General features: G+C 68.6%; 13 protein-coding genes. 2 read left to right on the forward strand and 11 right to left on the reverse strand.

From position 1 onward, the window contains the following. Positions 1-2: 2 nt before the first annotated feature. The 5 genes from TY25_RS09525 to TY25_RS09545 are packed head-to-tail and all read right to left on the reverse strand — an operon-like array spanning position 3 to position 7888. Positions 3-1526, reverse strand: coding sequence for a flavin-containing monooxygenase (locus tag TY25_RS09525; RefSeq protein WP_042255548.1), 1524 nt, complete (start codon positions 1524-1526; stop codon positions 3-5). Then, on the reverse strand, positions 1523-3223 hold the full coding sequence (locus tag TY25_RS09530; RefSeq protein ID WP_052382892.1) for a class I adenylate-forming enzyme family protein: 1701 nt from the start codon (positions 3221-3223) through the stop codon (positions 1523-1525). Before TY25_RS09530 ends, TY25_RS09525 begins: the two co-directional genes overlap by 4 nt. 58 nt (positions 3224-3281) lie before the next feature. Beyond that, positions 3282-5945: an aminotransferase class III-fold pyridoxal phosphate-dependent enzyme gene (locus tag TY25_RS09535; protein WP_052382893.1), complete on the reverse strand. Its 2664-nt coding sequence runs from the start codon at positions 5943-5945 to the stop codon at positions 3282-3284. Beyond that, a complete protein-coding gene (locus TY25_RS09540) occupies positions 5942-6835 on the reverse strand; it encodes a beta-ketoacyl-[acyl-carrier-protein] synthase family protein (protein ID WP_042255549.1) in 894 nt (297 codons plus the stop codon). The genes TY25_RS09535 and TY25_RS09540 overlap by 4 nt, the downstream gene beginning before the upstream one ends. Positions 6836-6838: 3 nt before the next feature. After that, complete coding sequence (locus TY25_RS09545; protein WP_042255550.1) at positions 6839-7888, reverse strand: 3-oxoacyl-ACP synthase III family protein; 1050 nt, start codon at positions 7886-7888, stop codon at positions 6839-6841. Between the two features lie 724 nt (positions 7889-8612). Here TY25_RS09545 and TY25_RS09550 point away from each other — a divergent pair. Further along, positions 8613-9533: an LLM class F420-dependent oxidoreductase gene (locus TY25_RS09550; protein ID WP_042255580.1), complete on the forward strand. Its 921-nt coding sequence runs from the start codon at positions 8613-8615 to the stop codon at positions 9531-9533. Between the two features lie 26 nt (positions 9534-9559). On the opposite strand, the gene TY25_RS09555 is transcribed toward TY25_RS09550, so the two are convergent. Together TY25_RS09555 and TY25_RS09560 are read right to left on the reverse strand one after the other, a co-directional pair. Further along, positions 9560-11632, reverse strand: a complete 2073-nt coding sequence (locus TY25_RS09555; protein ID WP_042255551.1) for a CocE/NonD family hydrolase — start codon at positions 11630-11632, stop codon at positions 9560-9562. 132 nt (positions 11633-11764) lie between these two features. Next, on the reverse strand, positions 11765-12700 hold the full coding sequence (locus tag TY25_RS09560; RefSeq protein ID WP_042255552.1) for a LysR family transcriptional regulator: 936 nt from the start codon (positions 12698-12700) through the stop codon (positions 11765-11767). 213 nt (positions 12701-12913) lie between these two features. Here TY25_RS09560 and TY25_RS09565 point away from each other — a divergent pair, with 213 nt between their 5' ends. Next, complete coding sequence (locus TY25_RS09565) at positions 12914-13993, forward strand: PQQ-dependent sugar dehydrogenase (protein ID WP_201773652.1); 1080 nt, start codon at positions 12914-12916, stop codon at positions 13991-13993. A 5-nt stretch (positions 13994-13998) separates the two neighbouring features. Here TY25_RS09565 and hutI read toward each other — a convergent pair whose 3' ends face one another. The 4 genes from hutI to hutU are packed head-to-tail and all read right to left on the reverse strand — an operon-like array spanning position 13999 to position 19390. Beyond that, positions 13999-15156, reverse strand: a complete 1158-nt coding sequence (gene hutI, locus TY25_RS09570) for an imidazolonepropionase (protein ID WP_042255554.1) — start codon at positions 15154-15156, stop codon at positions 13999-14001. Continuing rightward, the gene (locus TY25_RS09575) at positions 15144-16448 is read right to left on the reverse strand and encodes a formimidoylglutamate deiminase (protein WP_088607223.1); all 1305 of its coding nucleotides are present in this window, start codon (positions 16446-16448) and stop codon (positions 15144-15146) included. Before TY25_RS09575 ends, hutI begins: the two co-directional genes overlap by 13 nt. Before the next feature lie 52 nt (positions 16449-16500). Further along, positions 16501-17700: an allantoate amidohydrolase gene (locus tag TY25_RS09580; RefSeq protein WP_088606883.1), complete on the reverse strand. Its 1200-nt coding sequence runs from the start codon at positions 17698-17700 to the stop codon at positions 16501-16503. Positions 17701-17737: 37 nt separating this feature from the next. Next, positions 17738-19390, reverse strand: a complete 1653-nt coding sequence (gene hutU, locus TY25_RS09585) for a urocanate hydratase (protein ID WP_042255555.1) — start codon at positions 19388-19390, stop codon at positions 17738-17740. Positions 19391-19515: the final 125 nt, after the last annotated feature.

Here is a 19515-nt window from a genome sequence, read left to right on the forward strand (position 1 = left end):
CGTCATGCTCCCTGTGACCCGGTGTAGCGGTAGTGGTTCACCGGGGAGTACCGACCGCCCCAGATGGCGCGGAGGAAGGAACCCGGGCGGATGTAGGCGACCTCGCCTCGGGCGTTGACATAGTAGGTGCGGGTGCCGCCGTTGATCTCTTTGTAGTAGAGCTCGATGTTGCGGCCGTTGCGTTGCACCGCACGGTGATAGCGGTCGTGCGCGGCCTGGGTCACCTCGGCGACGTCGGCGCCGCGGCGCAGCGTCTCCTTGATGATGCGGACCGCGTGATCGGCGGCCAGTTCGGCGGCCGAATGCCAGCCCGTGCCGGTCCACGAGTACGGCCCGACGATCATCCAGCGGTTCGGGAAACCGGGCACGCTGAGCCCCTCGTAGGCCTGCATGCCGCGGGTGGCGAACAAGGTGCCGAGATCGGCGTCGTCGCGGCCGACGATGGTGCCGGGCGGGTAGGCGCGCGGATCGATGAACACGACGAATCCCGTTGCGAGCACGATCATGTCGTAGGTGCGGTCGACGCCGGCCGTGGTGCGGACGCCCGTGCGGGTGAGCCGCTCGATCGGTTCGGTGATCAGGTTGGTGTTCGCCCGGTTGAAGGTCTGCAGGAACGAGTTCGACAGCACCGGGCGCTTCACCACCAACCCGAACCGCGGGCGCAGCAGTTGCCGCACCGCCGGGTCCTGCACCGCCTTCAGCAGCACGAGCGAATACGCCGCGCGCGCACTGAGATCGAACCCGACCAGCAAGGCCTTCGCCACCGGTTTCGGCAGCACCGCGGCCAGTCGCAACATCAGATCGAAGAACGCCAATCCGATGCCGTGCAGGAACCCGACGAGCCTGCGCGAGCGCAGCACCCTGCCGACGCCGGAGGTCAGGTCGAAGTCCGGCTTCGGCAGACACCACACCGGCGTGCGCTGATAGACGTCGACCACCGCGGCGTCGGGGGCGAGCGCGGGCACGATCTGCACCGCGCTCGCCCCCGTGCCGATCACCGCGACACGCTTGCCCTCGTGCCGGTGCGCGTGCTGCCAGGCCGCGGTCCGCTGCACCACGCCCGCGAACTCGTCGATGCCCGCGATATCCGGCTCGGTCACCGGGTCGACGAACACGCCGACCGCGGTGATCAGGAACCGTGCCGTGGTCGTCGCACCGTCGGCCAGTCGCAGACTCCAGCACCGTTGTGCCGCATCCCATTTCTGGGCCACGACGTGCTTGCCGAACTGGAGGTGCGGATAGAGGCCGTACTGCCGGGCGGCCCGCACGTGATAGTCGCGGACCTCGGCGCCCTTCGGGAAGAACCGAGTCCAGTTGCGGTTCTTCAGGAACGAGTACTGATAGGCGAGTCCGGGCGAGTCGGCACAGATCGCCGGATAGGTGTTGCTGTGCCAGCTGCCACCGACATCGTCGGCCCGCTCCAGGATGGTGAAATCCTGGATACCCGCCTGCTTCAGCTTGATTCCGGTGACGATCCCACTCGGACCCGCCCCGACCACCGCGACCGTGAAGTCGGGAGCTGTCATGTCCACCGGCCCTTTCCGATGGCCTCGGCCGCCCCGAACAGTTGTTTGCGCAGGGCGACCCGGCGGACCTTCCAGGTCGCGGTGCGCGGGAACTCCGACCACTTGACCTGGATCGGCTCCGCGAGCTCCGGCATGTCGTGGGTCGCCGCCCGCCAGGCGTTCTTGTCCAGCTCGCGGTCCCCATCGATGCTGAGCACGGGCTGCGGCGGGCCGCCGGCGATGGCGAGCACGATGACCTCGGTCGTTTCGGGCAGCCGGTCGAGCAGCACGTCCTCGAGTTCGATGGTGCTCGATTCGGGCAGGCGATCGATCTCGCGGTCGATCATGCGCACGGTGCCCCAGCGGCTCACGATGCCGAGGTCGCCGAGATCCCACCATTCGCCGTCCACCTTGTGGGTGTGCCGGTCCTGCTCGTTGACGTAGGCGAGGCAGCGTCCCGGCGCGGACAGCTGGATCAGGCCGACCTGACCGCGCGGCACCGGACGCCCGGTCTCCGGGTCGACGCAGCGGACCTTGCCCCAGCGCGGCACCGCCCAGCCAAGCACCTGGGTGGGCGGCGGCCGATGCCCGACGCGACGCACCGAATGCCGGACGTAGACGCGGACCGCCACCGGCCCCGCCTCCGACTGGCTCCACGACTGCAACCAGAGCGGTTGCCGACGTTTGCTGGCGTTCAAGAACTTTCGCATCGTGCGGGTGTGGATGCCGTCGTAGGAACTGACATAGACGCGGACGTCGGCGAACGGACGGCCGGGATCGTCGATGTACTTCTCCCAGTAGAGGAATCCGTTCGGGACGGTCTCCATGAACGTCGGCCGGTAGGCGACGAGCGCATCGCGCACCGCGGGATCCATCGGATCGGACAGGCACAGCATGGTGGGTTGCACCGTCGCCATCGCCAGCAGGCCGGTGATCACCCGCTGGTGGCAGTAGGGCTCGCAGATCGCGAACCGATCGGTGGCCCGCAGCCCGACCCCGGGCCAGCGCTCGGCCTCGCCCAGCGCCAGCGAGTACAGCGAATTCGCGGAATGCATCACGAGTTTCGGTGCGCCGGTGGTGCCGGAGGTGTGCGTGATGACCATCGGCTCGAACGGCTGGCGCATCGCGTTCGCCGGCACGATGCCCTCGTCCAGGGCGAACCAGTCGTCGAGGTCGGGCCGGTCGTCCGGGCGTCCGACACAGGCCGTGCGCACGGTCTTGGCGACCAGTTCGGGATCGATGCCCATCCGGTCCACCGCGCCGGCGTCGGTGACCAGGAACGGCGTCTCCAGCCGGCCGATCAGGATATCGAGCACCTCGCGGCTGTGGTTGTCCGAGATCAGCGCGGGGATGGCGCCCAGGCGGGCGATCGCGCTGGCCAGGAACGCGGTGTCGAGATGGTTGCGCTTGACGACCGCGACGCGATCCCAGGGCCGCACGCCCCACGCGTTCAGTTTCGCGGCGAGGTGATCGACGATGGTCGCGCAGTTGCCGTAGTTCAGGATCGTGCCGAATTCCGGGGCCAGATCCGGGACGCGGTCCACGGTGATGGTGTTCAGCGAGCCGCGCTGCGCGGCCGCGTGCCACACCTCGCCGATCCGGCCGGTGGCCGGGATGCGCGAGACCGGGCTGATGCGCTTCTGGAAACGCGACGGGGCATACACCCGAAGGAAATCGGGGACCGGGCGCGCGGCGTGCGCGTCGGTGGTTGTGCTCATGTTCTCTCCGTAACGATAGGTGCTGCGTTGTCGGGCAGGGGCGGTCGAGCCGGGGCGGTCAGGCCGCGAAGAAGCCGTGCGTGCTCATCTCCCGAATGCTGCTGTCGAAAGCCTCGGCGATCTCCCGGATGTCGTCCTCGGAGTGTGCGGCGTTCAACAGAATCGTGTGCAGCTCAGGCAGATACACGCCGCGACCGCGCATGTAGTACGCGAGCGCGAGGCTGGCCTTGATGTCCGCGCCGGACAGGCGATCCCGGATCAGCGGACCCTTCGCGTAGTCGAACGCGATGGAGAAGATCGAGTGCTTCGCCTTGATACCGCAAGGCACACCGAGTTCTTCGACGCTGGTCCGCATCAGCTCGTACAGCTGCTGGGTACGGTCCTCCAACCGCTGGTAGATCTCCGGTGCGCCGGACAGCTCGCGCAGCACCGCGACACCGGCCGCGGCGGTGATCGAGTTACCGCTCATCGTGCCGCCGACGAAGGCCCGCGAGTCCACGTCGAGGAACGGATCCTCGCTGGTGCGTGCGACATTCACGACCTCGGTCCGGCCCACCACCGCCCCGCACGGCAGACCGCCGCCGATGATCTTGCCGAGGCAGGTCAGGTCCGGGCGGACCTCGACCAGGTGCTGAACGCCGCCGTAGCAGGCCCGGAAGCCGGTGACCACCTCGTCGAAGATCAGCACGATGCCGTGCGCCGTGCAGACCTCGCGCAGTTCACGCAGGAACTCGGCGTCGTAGGTCACCGTGGCCGAGGGCATCGGTTCGATGATCACCGCGGCCACGTCGGCGGACTGCTCGGCCAGCACGCGCAGCGAACTGCGGTCCCCGTATTGCAGCACCATGGTGTCCTCGACCACGACCTGGTGCACGCCTGCGGAATTCGCGATGGCCGTCGGCGCGGTGCGGTCACCGCTGTAGCGGAACCACGAGCTGACCATGCCCTGATCGGAGAACCCGTGGTAGTGGCCCTCGAACTTCGCCACTCGCTGGCGGCCGGTGTGCGCCCGGCCGAGGCGCAGCGCCACCTGGACCGCTTCGGTACCCGAATTGGCAAGCACCACTTTGGCATCCGGGCCGAACGCCTCGGCGATCAGCTCCGCCAGCTCGAGCTCGGGCCGGTTGCCGAGCGAATTCACCGCACCGCTGGCGGCGGCCTCGCTGATCGCCGCGACCGCGCACTTGGGCGCATAGCCGAGAATGTGCGGACCGTAGCCGGAGGACAGGTCGATGTAGCTGTTGCCGTCGATGTCGACGATGCGCGAGCCTTCCGCTTCCGCCACGATGAGCGGGAACGCGCTCGGCAGCGCGAACCGGTCCAGGTGCGACGGTGCGATCAGCGGCCGCTCCTTGTCGTTCTTCACCTGCATCGACAGCGGGATCCGGCGCCCGAGCCGGTTCTCGAAGTCCTCCTTCAGCTCGTCGCTCATATAGGGCGAGAACCGGTCGGTGAACTTGCGGCCGTTGCGCCAGATATCGATCTCGGGATCGATCCGGCAGATATAGCCCTCGCCGGTCAGGAAGGCGAGTGCGAGCAGCGAGAACGAAGTGGTAACGCGCGCACCATAACTGCGCAGCAGCCGGGTGCCCTCGTCGAAGAAGCCGACGGTGGACCACTTGTAGGACTCCGTCTCGAAATGCTTGCGCAGGATGACGGCCAGCTTGGCTTCGTACTCTTCGCGGGCCGGACCGAGCCGGCCGGGCTGCGCCACGAACGCGCGGGTGAACCGGTCCGAGGCCACCGACCATTCCTTGCGAACACAGGCGTAGAAGAACGAGGCCAGGTTCCATTTGTCGTCTTCGCTCAGATAGCCGACCAGCCCGAAGTCGAGCGCGATGATGCCGCCATCGTGGGTGAACATCATGTTCCCCGGATGCGGGTCGACGTGGAAGCAACCGTGGAAGAACGCCATCGTGTAGAACACGTCCTGCAACCGGCGCGCCAGGTCCGGATGCGAGGCCTGCACCCGCTCGACCTCTTCGCCGGATACGGCGTCGACGAACTCCATGACCAGGATCTCGGCGCGGCAGTGCTCCTCGTACACGGCCGGAATCGTCAGGTACGGGTGCGTCCGGAAGTTGTGTGCGACGGCTTGCTGGCGTCGCGCCTCGCCCAGCATGTCGCACTGGCCGATCAGGGCGGGCCGCAGTTCACCGAAGTGCGCCGGGCCGTCCAGCGAACGCACCTGCGGGATGATCCGGTGACCGATCGCGAGCAGGATGCCGATCACCGTGGAGCTGGCGCGAATACGCTCGGCGACACCGGCTTTCACGATCTTCACCGCGACGGGACGGCCGTCGCGCAGGGTCGCCCGGTGCACCTGTGCGACCGAGCCCACCGCGAGCGGCTCCCAGTCGAAATCCGCGAAGATCTCCTCCACGGCGACGCCGAAACCTTCGCGCACCTTCTTGCGCAGTTTCCGGCGGCTCATCGGCGGCAGCCCGGAGAAGAACTCCCGGAAATTGTCGGCCGCGTCCGGGGAGAACCACCCGGTCTGCGTGCCGAGGATCTGCCCCGCCTTGATGTAGAGCGGTCCCATGCGCAGCAGGTAGCGGCGCAGCATCGCGGTCTTGCGGACATCGTCGGTGCGATTGCGCGGCACCAGCAGGTACTCGGCCGCGAGAATGCTTGTCCACCAGGCAAGTCGGACGGTTTCGGCTATCCCGACCACGAGGCCGGTGCCCGGCCGCCGTCCGGCGGCCGGTGTCTGTGCTGTCATCGGTGGTCCCCCTGTTCTGCGAAGCGTGCCGCGGGCCTGCGGTAGACCGATGCCGCGGCGACCGGGCCCGCGCCCGCGGCGAGCAGCAGCAGGTCCGAGACCGGGCCGTCGGCGGTGGCCGCGGCGTACGCGATCAACGACGCGGCGGTATGCGGATCGCGGCCGTACCCCGCCGGCGCGGCCACGACGAGCCCGAAGCCCAGTTCCGCGGCGACCCGCGCGCCGAAATCCGCCACCGGCTGCGTGGTGACCAAAGTCGTTGTGGCAGGGTCGATGTGCTCGGCGTCCAGGCAGTCGTGCGCGGCCCGGACCGCGGTCTTGAAGACCTCGTCCTCGTCGAACACCGACCCGAAGCTGAGGGTTTCCCGCCCGGTAGCGCCCATCTCGGCGAGATCGACGTACCCGTGCGGTTCGAACTTGCCGGTGGTCGCGGCTCCGTACACCTTGCCGAAACCCTCTTGCTGTGCAACATGTTTCAGCACGGCTGCGGCACCGGTCGAGGCGTAGGGGAACGAGCGTGCGCGGTCGGTGGAGGGGTGGCCGTCGCCCGCGACGACCAGACAGCGGCCGCTGCCGCGCGTCCGCAAGATCGCGTCACACACCTCCACCGCACCCAGAAATCCACACGGGCCGTTCATCAGATCGAAGGACAACACCGGTTCGATATCCGACGCGTACCGCAGGCCTATTTCGGCGCGTTTCTGGATCAATGCGGCCACGGCCGGTTCCACGATATTGCGGTCGCGGTAGACGCCGGTATTGATGAAGGTATGAATTCCGGCGTCGCCCACCTCGGCCACACAGGCACGCGCGGCCCGCACCGCGTGTTCGATGGCGCTCCCGGTATCCGCATCATTGCTCACCTGGACGGTTTCGACCACGATACCCATGGCTCACACACCTACTTCACGCAGAGATACGGAGATGGTCCCGTAGACCATTCCGGACGCGGACGGAACGATCAGCACCTTCGACCCGGGCGGTATCTCGCCTCGTTTCAAATGGTCGTGCAAGACCACGAAATGGGAAGTCGATGCGGTGTTGCCATATTTTTCCAGCGACGTGAGATGTTCCGGTTGCGGACTCTCGTATTCGCGCACCATGAGGCTGTTGACGTAATCCAGCGCGGGCTTGCTGAACTGGTGATGGATGACGAAATCGAAGCCTTCTTGCTCGAACGAAGACCCTCGGGTCGCGAGATAGTCGCGCAATCGGCGAATACCTTGCAGATACCGTTCCTCGTTCTGCATGGCGCGATTGTCGGTGTACATCGCGATACCCTGGTTCCGATCGCTGGGCATGCCGATGCAGAGGTCGGCGTATTCGGCCGAGGTCATCATATCGATGAATTCGATCGAATCGCCCGGGCTGCCCTCCGCATCCAGGAGCACCGCGGCACCCGCGTCGCCGACGGTGAGCGCGGCGAAGTGCGGGTCGTATTTCTTGGAGATCTCCCGGACCGCGGTCTCCGCGATGGGGGTGATCTGCTCTCCGCTGACCACCAGGCCGCGCCGGACCAGGCCGGCCCGGATCATGCTGTCCAGGATCAGCACGCCGGTGGACATGCCCGCGCACGCGTTCGTGATATCGAAGTATTTCGCGTCGTGCGCACCGATCGTGTTCCGGACGAGCAGCGCGAACGACGGTTCATAATAGAACTTGGTCCCGGCGACAGTTCGTGTTATCGACGTCGAGATCACGATGTCCAGGTCTTCGGCCGTATATCGGGAATTGTCCAGACACTGTTGCGCGGCGGTCGATGCCAGCACACAGGAATCCTCGACGACTCCGTCCGCGTTCCGGTGCACCCGCCGCTCCCGAATTCCGGTGATCCGCTCCAGATCGAAGCGGAATTCCGGATCCAACCGTCCCACCAATTCCTCGGTGGTGACCACTCGTTCCGGCACATAGGTGCCGATGGATTCGATTCGAGATAGGACCATTAATCATCCTCCAGGGAAAATCGACACAGCCCAGCACTACCGCACCGCACAGGGCGGCGGGCAGTGTTGATTCTCGCGTGTCAGCCGAACAACGAAGTCGGCAACAATACCCGGTGACGGCACCGCACTACCGCCGTCACCGGCTGGTCAACGCTCCGAATTCCACGCCGTTGGGAGAATAGTGCGATCCACGTCGTTGGGCCTCGCACGGACAGAGCAATCGACAGAACTATCGAATTAATCGCAGCAGGAAACCCGAACCTGCAGGCAATCAGGTCAGAAAGATTGACATCTCATTGGTTCGCATCACCACAACCAGACCCCCATTGCGTCGATACCGGCACGGACGATCCGACTATTTCAACTCGGTCTCATCTAGATCGTCTGGCAACTGAGGTTACCCGACCGGGTCAGGTCAGGCAATACTAAGAAACCGACTGCCCATGATCCCACGACCACGCCGTCATCGAGATGCGTTATGCCGCAGGATGTTAGACGCCACGCTCGATGGTCTTGTGAATTGCGCTGCGCACCAATGCCTTTCGCGGCGTCGAAACCGACTCGGGCACATCCGCTCTCGCTGCGCTGGGCCTCGCGGCCCACCGCGTGGCAGGAACTTGCCATTGACGCTCCCGTGCCGGGCCGCCGGGCACGCCGAGACGGGCATCACCACACCGCACCCCGGCCCGCGGCGGCGACGCGGAGCTCGGGCACGATGGTGCTCATGGAATTGCGCATCTTCACCGAACCACAGCAGGGTGCGAGCTACGACACCCTGCTCACCGTTGCCAAGGCCACCGAGGATCTGGGATTCGACGCGTTCTTCCGGTCCGACCACTACCTGAAGATGGGCGACGCCGACGGCCTGCCCGGCCCCACCGACGCGTGGATCACCCTCGCCGGACTGGCCAGGGAGACCAAGCGGATCCGGCTGGGCACCCTCGTCACCGCCGCCACCTTCCGGCTGCCCGGCCCGCTGGCCATCCAGGTCGCGCAGGTGGACCAGATGTCGGGCGGCCGGGTGGAGCTGGGCCTCGGCAGCGGCTGGTTCGCCGAGGAGCACGCCGCCTACGGCATCCCCTTCCCGGCGGACAAGTTCGCGCGCTTCGAGGAGCAACTGGCGATCATCACCGGGCTGTGGTCCACCAAGCCCGGCGATACCTTCTCCTTCGACGGCGAGCACTACCAGCTCACCGACTCCCCCGCGCTGCCGAAGCCGGTGCAGAGTCCGGTGCCGTTGCTGATCGGCGGCCACGGCGCCAAGCGCACGCCGCGCCTGGCCGCCGAGTACGCGACCGAGTTCAACATGCCGTTCTCCTCGGTGGAGGACAGCGCCGCCCAATTCGACCGGGTGCGCGCCGCCGCCGAGGCCCGCGGCCGCCGGGGCGAGGACCTCGTCTACTCGAACGGTCTCGTCGCCTGCGTCGGCGCGAACGACGCCGAGGTGGCCCGGCGCGCCGCCGCGATCGGCCGCGAGGTGGCCGAACTGAAGACGAACGGCCTGGCCGGCTCGCCCGCCGAAGTGGTCGACAAGATCGGTCGCTACGCCGAGATCGGTACCCAGCGGATCTACTTGCAGATCCTCGATCTCGACGACCTCGACCACCTCGCGCTGATCGCGGACCAGGTGCAGGCCAAGCTCTGACCCGCGGACCGGCGGCGCCGCTCGGCTCAGTCGAGCGGCCTGCTGGTCGGCAGGTTGACGAAGCTCGGCGCGGCCGGATCCAGCAGCACCGATTGCGGTTTCAGTTCGGTGTTGTTCAGCAGCGGCCGGAAAGCCAGCGCCTTCGGCGAGTTTCCGGCGAAGACGTCGACGCGCAGCCGATGACCCGGTTGCAGCACCGCCTGCACCGGGATGACGGCGATGTCCAGCGCCGTCGGCTCACCGGGCACCACCGGCAGCAGCCGATCCAGGGTGATCGGGTTGTACGGGGCGGTGAAATCACCGTTGGCCGAACGGGCGCTCTTCGCCTCGTCCACCGCGCGCATCGACGCGGTCAGCTGGCCGGTGCTCAGTACGGTGGAAGTACCTTCCGGCGCAACATCGTTCACGGTCACCGACCAGTAGCCGTCGGTCGCGTCGTGCACGGTGTTGAGATGGACGTTGATCGGCCCGGAGATGACCGTCGGCTCCGCGACCGGTGCGCCGGTGAAGGTCAGCGCGTTCTGCTCGGCGATCCGGGAATCCTTGGCGCACATGTCCAATGCCGCGGTGAGGCCCGCCGACCCCTGCGCGGCATCGCGCGAACACACGGTGCTCAAGCCGGGGGCCACCGTCAGCGTCTCGGTTTCCTCCGGTCGTGCGGTGGACAGCGACCCGTCGTAGACGCTCGTCGCGGTGCCGCTCGGCGCCGCGGTCAGATACACCCGCCGGTGGGTGACGCCGGTCTGCGGGAACTCTCCCAGCGTGATCCAGCCGCCGCCCTGCTCCCAGACGGTCACCGGGCCGAAGTCGTCGATCCCGTGGTCGATGTCCTTGAGCCACTTGTCGAACCACACCCGCTGCAACACCGGCAGCCGCGGCGGCGCGCCCGGGAAGCCGGTGCCCGAACCCGGATTCGCGTGATAAGTGTCGCCGACGATCAGTTGTTTCCGGCTCGGGGCCAACGGGATCGCGTTGTAGAGCTTGGTGGCGCTGTTGGCGAAGATATCGTGCCAGCCGCTGTAGACGAAGGTGGGCACGGTGATCCGCTCCGGGTGGCCCAGAATGCCTTGGCGCAGTTCACTGTTCTCGTCCAGCAACTCGGCCAGGGCGGGTGGCACGGCGTCCAGCGACGGCGTGACCAGCGCCTGCACCAGCAGATCGTAATTGGTGGACGGGTCGGCCATCCGGTCGTGGAACCACTGCCAGTCGAAGGTGCCGTCGAGCATCGAGCGCACGTCGGGCAGCACCTTCATCTGGTTCACGTTGCTCAGCCAGAGCGGCATGAAGGTGGTGCCGATGCCGCCGCCCGGCGCGACGACGTCGCGCATCAGGTCGCTGCCCGGCGTGACCGGGAAGATGGCTTTCAGTGCGGCCGGGGCGTTTTCGGCCGCGCGGAGCTGGTTGATGCCCGCGTAGGAGCCGCCGTTCATGCCGATTTTGCCGGTGGACCACGGCTGGGCGGCGGCCCACTCGATCACCTCCCGGGTGTCCAGCTGCTCGCGCGCGCCGAGCGTGTCCCACATCCCCTGGGAGAAGCCGGTGCCCCGGACATCGGCGATCACCTGCGTGTAGCCGCTGCGGATCAGGTCGCGATCGATGCCCAGCACGGTGTGCACGGTGCCGCCGTCGAGTGCGTGCAGCAGATCCTCGAAACCGCTGACCGGGGTGCCGGACAGGTCCATCCGCCGGATCAGGTCCACCGCCATCGGTTGCAGATTCGGGATGGCCAGCGCCGAATCGACCAGATTGGACGCCAATTTGCTGTACGGCGTGAGATTCACGATCGTCGGCAAGGGCCGCTGCTCGATCTGTCCCGCGGCGTCCATCGGGCGGTACACGTTGGCCTTCAACACCACGCCGTCGCTCATCCGGATGGGGACGTCCCAGTCGATGTGCACATCGGCGTAGGGCTGCGGTCCGTCATGGAGTGCGGTCCAGCGCTCGCTGCGCTGCCCCTCGGAGTCGCTGCTCGGTTCCGCGGCTGCGGCGCCGGATAGGGAGTCGACCGCGAATAGACCGCCAACCACGAGCACGGCTACCGCCGTCACCACTCGAGCCACGCTGACAAACCGTTGTGCCACTTGACGCCCCGAACGCATCCGTCTCCTCGACTGAGTTCTCGCACGCTGATTGAGTTACGGTGTAGCGAGGGGACAACATAGCAATCGGTGTGCAAATTTTCGGGGAGGTACGGCCCGATCGGGCATTCGGCCGGCCACGCCGATTCCTGGTCAGGACGCCCGGTCTTGGTCGCCCAGATCTTCCTCGTCCAGCCCGGCGTCACCCAGCGCGACATCCTTGCAGGCTTCGAGCAACGGCTGCAGGCGGTCCATCGCGCTGCTGCGCACGGCGAGCACCGTCGGCAACGCGAGCACGCCCGGAGTGCACAGCGGCAGGAACGCCACTCTGCTGCTGCGCAACAGCCGGGCGTGCGGTGCATACAGCACGGTCCAACCGGGTTCGCCCGCGCCGAGCACCGCCAGGGTGTCCTGGATGGAGATCTGCTCGGGGCCGAGCACCGGCTCGAAACCCGCGTTGTGGCAAGCGGTGAGCACCAGGTCGTCGAGTAACGCGTTGTTGAGCCGGTTGGTCAGATACAGCGGCAACGCGGCCAGTTCGGCCAGATCCACGCAGCGGTCGAGCGCCGAGGGATGGTCGGCGGGCAGCGCGACCACCAATTCGTCGTGCCAGACCGGGATTTGGCGCACGCCCTCCGGGGCCGCGACCTCACCGCGCAGAAACGCCGCGTCCCACTCGTATTCCGAGACCTTGCGCAGGCGCTGCCCCAAGGCGGCGGACGTCAGTTCGACCTTCAGGCCCGGAGCGCGCTGTTTCAGCGCGACGAGCAATCGCTCCAGCCGCTCACCCATGCCGCGGCTGGTCCCGATCCGCAATACCGAAGGCGGGGTGAGGAAATCGGCGACGCTGGACCGCGCGCGCCGCTCCGCCGCCAGCACCCGGCGGGCGGCAGGCAGGAACGCCGCCCCGGCCTCGGTGAGCCGGACGCTGCGGGGTGAACGTTCCAGCAGGACCACGCCGAGCTCACGCTCCAGCCTGCTGAGCTGCTGGCTGACCGACGACTGCACGATCATCAGTCGCTCGGCCGCCCTGCCGAAATGTAGTTCTTCGGCCACCGCGACGAAGTATCTCAGTTGACGAAGTTCCACATGACCTCTGCGGGGTTCGGGGACAAGACTTGGGTCAGGCTACCGCCCGTGCCGCGCGGGTCACCGATGCGGCTTGTTCCAGCGCGCCGCGCGGCACGCTGGACGACAATGGACAACTCGATGTCCACACGCGATGACAGCGGAGGTGCGCTCGTGCGCAAGGCGGCGATCAGGTCGAGCAACGTCCGCTGGATACGCGCCGGTGCGGCGGCGATGCTGCTGGTCGGCGCCCTGTCCGCGTGTGCGGAGTCCGACGAACCGGCCACCGCGCCGACCAGGACCGCACCGGTGACCACCGCGCCGCTCACCGCCGCGAGCAACCCAGCGGGCACCCCCGCGCTGGACGCGGCCGAGGAGATCGCGCAGGGCATCGATGTGCCGTGGGGGCTCGCGCTGATCCCCGGCGGCGGCGCCCTGGTGGCCGAGCGCGACAGCGGGCGGATTCTGCGGATCATGCCCGGCCAGGCGCCCGAACAGGTGCACCAGGTGCCGGGCGTCGTCGCGCGCGGCGAAGGCGGGCTCCTTGGTGTGGCCCTGTCCCCCGGGTATCTCGAAAACCGCCAGGTGTACGCCTATTTCACGGCGGAGAACGACAATCGGATCGTCCGATTGCGGCCGGACGGGCCACCGGAGCTGATCTTCGCCGGAATCGCTGAGGCGGGCAACCACAATGGTGGACGGATCGCCTTCGGGCCGGACGGCATGCTGTATGTGGGGACCGGCGACGCGGGGCAGAGCGGGCTTTCGCAAGATCCCGCGAGCCCCAACGGGAAGATCCTCCGGCTCACCCCCGAAGGCCAACCGGCGCAAGGCAACCCGACTCCGGGCTCGCCGGTCTACAGTCTCGGCCATCGCAATGTGCAGGGCTTGGCGTGGGACGGGTCGGGGCGGTTGTTCGCGGCGGAGTTCGGGCAGAACAGGTTCGACGAGATCAACCTGATCGAACCCGGGCGCAACTACGGCTGGCCGACCGTCGAGGGGAAAGGCGGCGCCGATCGCGGATTCACCGAGCCGCTGCTCACCTGGTCGACCGCCGAGGCGTCGCCCTCCGGCATCGCGATCGGCGGGGACACACTGTATGTCGCGGCGTTGCGCGGCGAGCGGCTGTGGGTGGTGCCCCTGCGCGACGGAGTACCCGGCGAGCCACGCGCCGAACTGCGCAACACCTACGGCCGCCTGCGCACCGTCATCGCGGCACTGGACGGCGCACTGTGGATCACCACCTCCAACACCGACGGACGCGGCGACGAGCGACCGAACGACGATCGCGTCGTACGCTTCCCAGCGCGCTGAGCGGATCAGTCGCGCACCGGCACCACGACCGCCCGGCCGAGCCGCCACACCGCGAACGTCAGCGGCACGCCCGGTCGATAGGCCAGGTGCGTGACCGACGGTGCGTCCAGTACCTGGAGATCCGCGCGCGCACCGGCGCGCACCACGCCGACGTCGTCGCGGCGCAGCGCACGTGCGCCGCCCGCGGTCGCGGCGTACACCGCTTCGGCGACCGAGAGACCCATCTGCAAGACCGCGGTCGCCACGCAGAACGCCATCGAGGTGGTGTAGGAGCTGCCGGGGTTCGCGTTGGTGGCCAGCGCGACCGTCGCGCCCGCGTCCAGCAGCGCGCGGGCAGGGGCGAGCCGCTGCCTGGTGGACAGGTCGCAGGCGGGCAGCACGGTGGCGACGGTGTCGGAGGCGGCGAGCGCTTCGATATCGGCGTCGGTCAGATAGGTGCAGTGATCCACGCTCGCCGCACCGTGTTTCACCGCCAATTGCACGCCCGGCCCGGGGCCGAGCTGGTTGCCGTGCACGCGCAACCCGAGGCCGCGCGCACCGGCCGCCCGCAGCACCCGGTCGGTCTGGGCCTCGTCGAACGCGCCGGTCTCACAGAACACATCGGCCCACCGCACGTAGGGCGCGACCGCGTCGAGCATCGCGCCGCACACCAGATCGACGTAGTGGTCGGCGGTCATCCCGGACGGCACCAGGTGCGCGCCGAGGAAGGTCACCTCGTCGGCGGCCGCGGCGGCGAGCCGGGCGGAGCGCAGTTCGTCGGCGACGCTGAGCCCGTAGCCCGTCTTGGTCTCGATGCAGGTCGTGCCCTGCCGCCTGGCCTCGGCGATGTGCCGCGCCAGATTAGCCGAAAGTTGTTCGTCCGACGCGGCTCTCGTGGCGGCGACGGTGGTCGCGATGCCGCCCGCGCGGTAGGGCCGTCCCGCCATCCGCGCCTCGAACTCGGCGGTGCGGTCCCCGGCGAAGACGAGGTGGGTGTGGCTGTCGACCCAGCCGGGCAGCACGGCACGACCGCCGACGTCGACCCGTTCGTCGGCCGCGGGCGCCGCCGCGGCCGCGCCGACCCACGCGATGCGCTGGCCGTCGAGCAGCACCGCCGCGTCGCGCAGCTGGCCCTCCTCGGTATTGGTGGTGAGTTCGCCGATACCGGTGATCAGGGTCGACACAGGGCCTCGATCTCCTCTCGCAACACGGTTGCTGGGTGGTCCACGTGCATGTGGCGGTGGTCGGCCACGACCGCCCGCCCGGCGATCAGCACCGCGCGGACGTCACTCGCGGTGGCGGCGAACAGCGCGGCGGCGGGCGCGGTACCCGCGGTGCGGATCGAATCCAGGTCGACGGTGACCAGGTCGGCGGCCGCGCCGGCGGCGATCCGCCCGGCTTCGGGCCAGCCGATGGACGCGTGATCGGTGGCGGCCCGGTACAACTCGGCCGGGGTGAAGCGGCCGCGGGCCCGGCTGGCCAGACGTTCGTCGAGTTCGAGCGCCCGCCACTCCTCGAACGCGTCGATCACCGCGTGACTGTCGGTGCCGAGGCACAGTCCGACGCCGGCGTCGGACAGCGCACGCGCCGGGCCGATACCGTCACCGAGGTCCCGTTCGGTGGTGGGACAGAAGCATGCCCGGCTGGCGGAGTCGGCGAGCAGGCCGATGTCCAGGGCGGTGAGGTGGGTCGCGTGTACCGCGACCGTCTGCGGCCCGAGCACCCCGGTCTTCGCCAGCAGGGCCGTCGGCGTGAGGCCGTGCGCGGCAAGGCAATCGCTGTTCTCGGCGGGCTGCTCGGACAGGTGGACATGCAACGGCCGGCCGGCCGCCGCCGCCGCGATGACCGGCAGCGCGGCCGACGGCACGGCCCGCACCGAATGCGCGGCGACGCCGGTGCGCACCAGCTCCGAGGCCGGCGTGAACGCGGCGGCGCGGGTGGCCCACGCGTCCACGGTGCCGTCGCTGAAGCGCAGCTGATGCTCCCCCAGTTCGACACCGAAACCGCCTGCGAGATAGCAGGTGTCGAGCAGGGTCAGCCGAATGCCCGCGTCCACGGCGGCGGCTGCGAGCGCGGCGCTCATGGCGGTGGGGTCGGCGTAGGGCACGCCACCCGGCGCGTGGTGCAGGTAGTGGAACTCGCCGACGCTGGTGTAGCCGGCCAGCACCATCTCCGCGTAGACGGCGCGGGCCAGCCGGTAGTACGAATCCGGATCCAGCCGTGCCGCAACGGCGTACATGCGCTCCCGCCAGGTCCAGAACGTGCCCTGATCGTGCTGGGTGCGGCCGCGCAGCGCACGATGGAAGGCATGCGAGTGCGCGTTGGCGAATCCCGGCACGGTCAGCCCGCGCAGCAGCTCCCCGGCGGGCTCGGTGCCCGGGACCACCGCATGGATCGCCGTGCCGCGCACATCGATCGTCACCCCGGCCGCCAAACCATCCGGCAGCCAGGCATATTCGGCCCAATACACGGTCACGGCCATACCTCCGGCGCGGCGGCGGGCGTGGTGCTCCCGAGCTGGTCGCGGCTCATCCGGCCAGCTCCTCCAGCACCCGCGCCAAACCCGCTGCGCCACTGGCCACATCGGCGGCCTCGGCATGCTCCTCGGGAGCGTGGCTGACACCGGTGGGATTGCGGACGTACAGCATGCCCGAGGGCACGTGGGCCGCGAGAATGCCCGCATCGTGCCCGGCGCCGGTCGGCAGCGCGGGGACACCGCCGAGCACCTTGTCCATCCGCTGCCGCAGCGGCTCGTCGAAAACCACATCGTCCGAATAGGACTCCTCGGTGACGGTCAGCTCGCAGCCCTCGGCCGCGGCGGCCGCGAACGCCGCCTCGGTGATGTCGTCCACGAGTGCCGCGGTGCGGCCGTCGCCTGCCGCGCGCGCGTCCAGCCACAGGTCCACCGTGGAGGCGATCACGTTCGTGCCGCCGGGTGTGGGTACGAGCCTGCCCACGGTGGCGCGGGCGTCGGTCATCGCGGCCGCGGCCCGGCGGGCGGCGGCCACCACGGCGGCGGCGGGCAGCATCGGGTCGTGCCGGTCGCCGAGTCTGGTCGCACCCGCGTGATTGCCCTGCCCGGAGAAGGAGAATCGGTAGCGACCGTGCGCGATGATGGTGCTGCCGGTGGCGATCGGGCTGTCCAGCTCGATCAAGCCGCGGCCCTGTTCGACGTGCAACTCCACGAAACACCCGATCTTCGACAGCAACTCGGGATCGGGCCCGAACCGTTTCGGATCGTGCCCGGCCTTCACCGCCGCCTCGGCCAGGGTGACGCCTTCCGCGTCACGGAGATTGCGGGCGCGATCGGGGTCGAGGGCGCCGGTGAGCAGCCGGGAACCGAGGCAGGGCACCCCGAATCGCCCGCCTTCTTCCTCGGCGAAGACCAGCACGGCGAGCGGCCGCGCTGGCGTGAAACCCTTGTCCTGCAGGATCTCCACCGCCGCGAGGGCACTGGCGACGCCGAGCGGGCCGTCGAAGGCGCCGCCGCCGGGGACCGAATCGAGATGGCTGCCGGTGACCACCGCGCCGGCCTCCGGACTTCCCCACCAAGCCCAGATGTTCCCGTTGCGGTCGGTGTTCACGTCCAGTCCGATGTGCAGCGCCTGGTCGATATACCAGTCGCGCAGCTCGAAATCGGCATAGTCGTAGACGTGGCGCGAATAGCCGCCGCGCCGCGCATCCCTTCCGACACCGGCGATTTCGGCCATCAGCTCGTTCACGCCCACGGCGTCGCTCCTGTCGTGCTCGGTCCCGGCCGGTGGTTCACAGCGCCTCGTGCATGGGGATGCGGACACCGCGCTCGGCGGCGATCTTGTTCGCGCGGTCGTAGCCCGCGTCCACATGCCGGATCACGCCCATGCCGGGGTCGTTGGTGAGCACCCGCTCGATCTTCTGCGCGGCGAGCGCGGTGCCGTCGGCGACGCACACCTGCCCGGCGTGAATCGAGCGGCCGATGCCGACACCGCCGCCGTGATGGATGGAGACCCAGCTCGCGCCGGACGCGGTGTTGAGCATGGCGTTCAGCAGCGGCCAGTCCGCGATCGCGTCGGAGCCGTCGGCCATCGCCTCGGTCTCCCGATACGGCGAGGCCACGCTGCCGGAGTCGAGGTGATCGCGGCCGATCACGACCGGTGCATGCAGTTCGCCACTGGCCACCATCTCGTTGAAGCGCAGGCCCGCCAGGTGGCGCTCACCGTAACCGAGCCAGCAGATGCGCGCCGGAAGGCCTTGGAAGGCAACGCGTTCGCTCGCCATCGTGATCCACCGGCGCAGGGACTCGTTCGCCGGGAACAGCTCCAGCATGGCGCGGTCGGTGGCCGCGATATCGGCCGGGTCGCCGGACAGCGCGGCCCAGCGGAACGGGCCCTTGCCTTCGCAGAACAGCGGCCGGATGTAGGCGGGGACGAAGCCGGGGAAATCGAACGCCCGGTCGCAGCCGCCGAGCTGCGCTTCGCCGCGTAGCGAATTGCCGTAGTCGAACACCTCGGCGCCGCGATCGAGGAAACCCAGCATCGCGCCGACATGCTCGGCCATCGATTCGCGGGCCCGCTCGGTGAACTCGTCCGGCTTCTTGGCCGCGTAGTCCGCCCAGTCCTCGACGGCGATGCCGCGCGGCAGGTAGGCCAGCGGGTCGTGCGCGGAGGTCTGGTCGGTGACGATCTCGGGATCCAGACCCAGCTCCAGCAGGCGCGGCAGCACCTCGGCGGCATTGCCGATCAGCCCGACGGACAAGGCTTTTCGCTGCTTGCGAGCCTCGGTCACGCGGCGCACCGCGTCGTCCAGGCCGGTGGCGACCTCGTCGAGGTAGCGTTCCTGCACGCGCCGGTGCGCGCGGGCCGGATCGCATTCGATCACCAGCGCCACACCGTCGTTCATGGTCACCGCGAGGGGTTGCGCGCCGCCCATGCCGCCCAGGCCCGCGGTCACGGTGAGCGTGCCGGCGAGGCTGCCGCCGAACCGCTTGTCGGCCACCGCCGCGAAGGTCTCGTAGGTGCCCTGCAGGATGCCCTGCGTGCCGATGTAGATCCACGAGCCCGCGGTCATCTGGCCGTACATGGTCAGGCCGAGCGATTCGAGCCTGCGGAACTCGGGCCAATTAGCCCAATCGCCGACCAGATTGGAGTTCGCGATCAGCACCCGGGGCGCCCACTCGTGGGTGCGGAACACGCCGACCGGCTTGCCCGACTGCACCAGCAGCGTCTCGTCGGTCTCCAGGGTGGTCAGGCAGCGGGTGATCGCGTCGAAACTGGCCCAGTCGCGCGCGGCCTTGCCGGTGCCGCCGTACACCACCAGATCCTGCGGGCGCTCGGCCACCGCCGGGTCGAGGTTGTTGTGCAGCATCCGCAGGGCGGCCTCGGCCTGCCAGTTCTTGGCGGTGAGCTGCGTCCCCCGCGCGGCCGTGATTACTCGAGTCATGAAATCTGCCCCTGACTGTGCTCGTTCAGTAAAAGAGAAGTGGCTGCCGCAGCCGTGTCGCCGGCCCGCCCGTTCATGCGCTCAGCTGCGCTTCGACCGCGCGGGCGAGCGCGCCCGAGCGCACC

The organism is Nocardia brasiliensis NBRC 14402, from assembly GCF_000308475.2.
Taxonomy (GTDB): domain Bacteria; phylum Actinomycetota; class Actinomycetes; order Mycobacteriales; family Mycobacteriaceae; genus Nocardia; species Nocardia brasiliensis.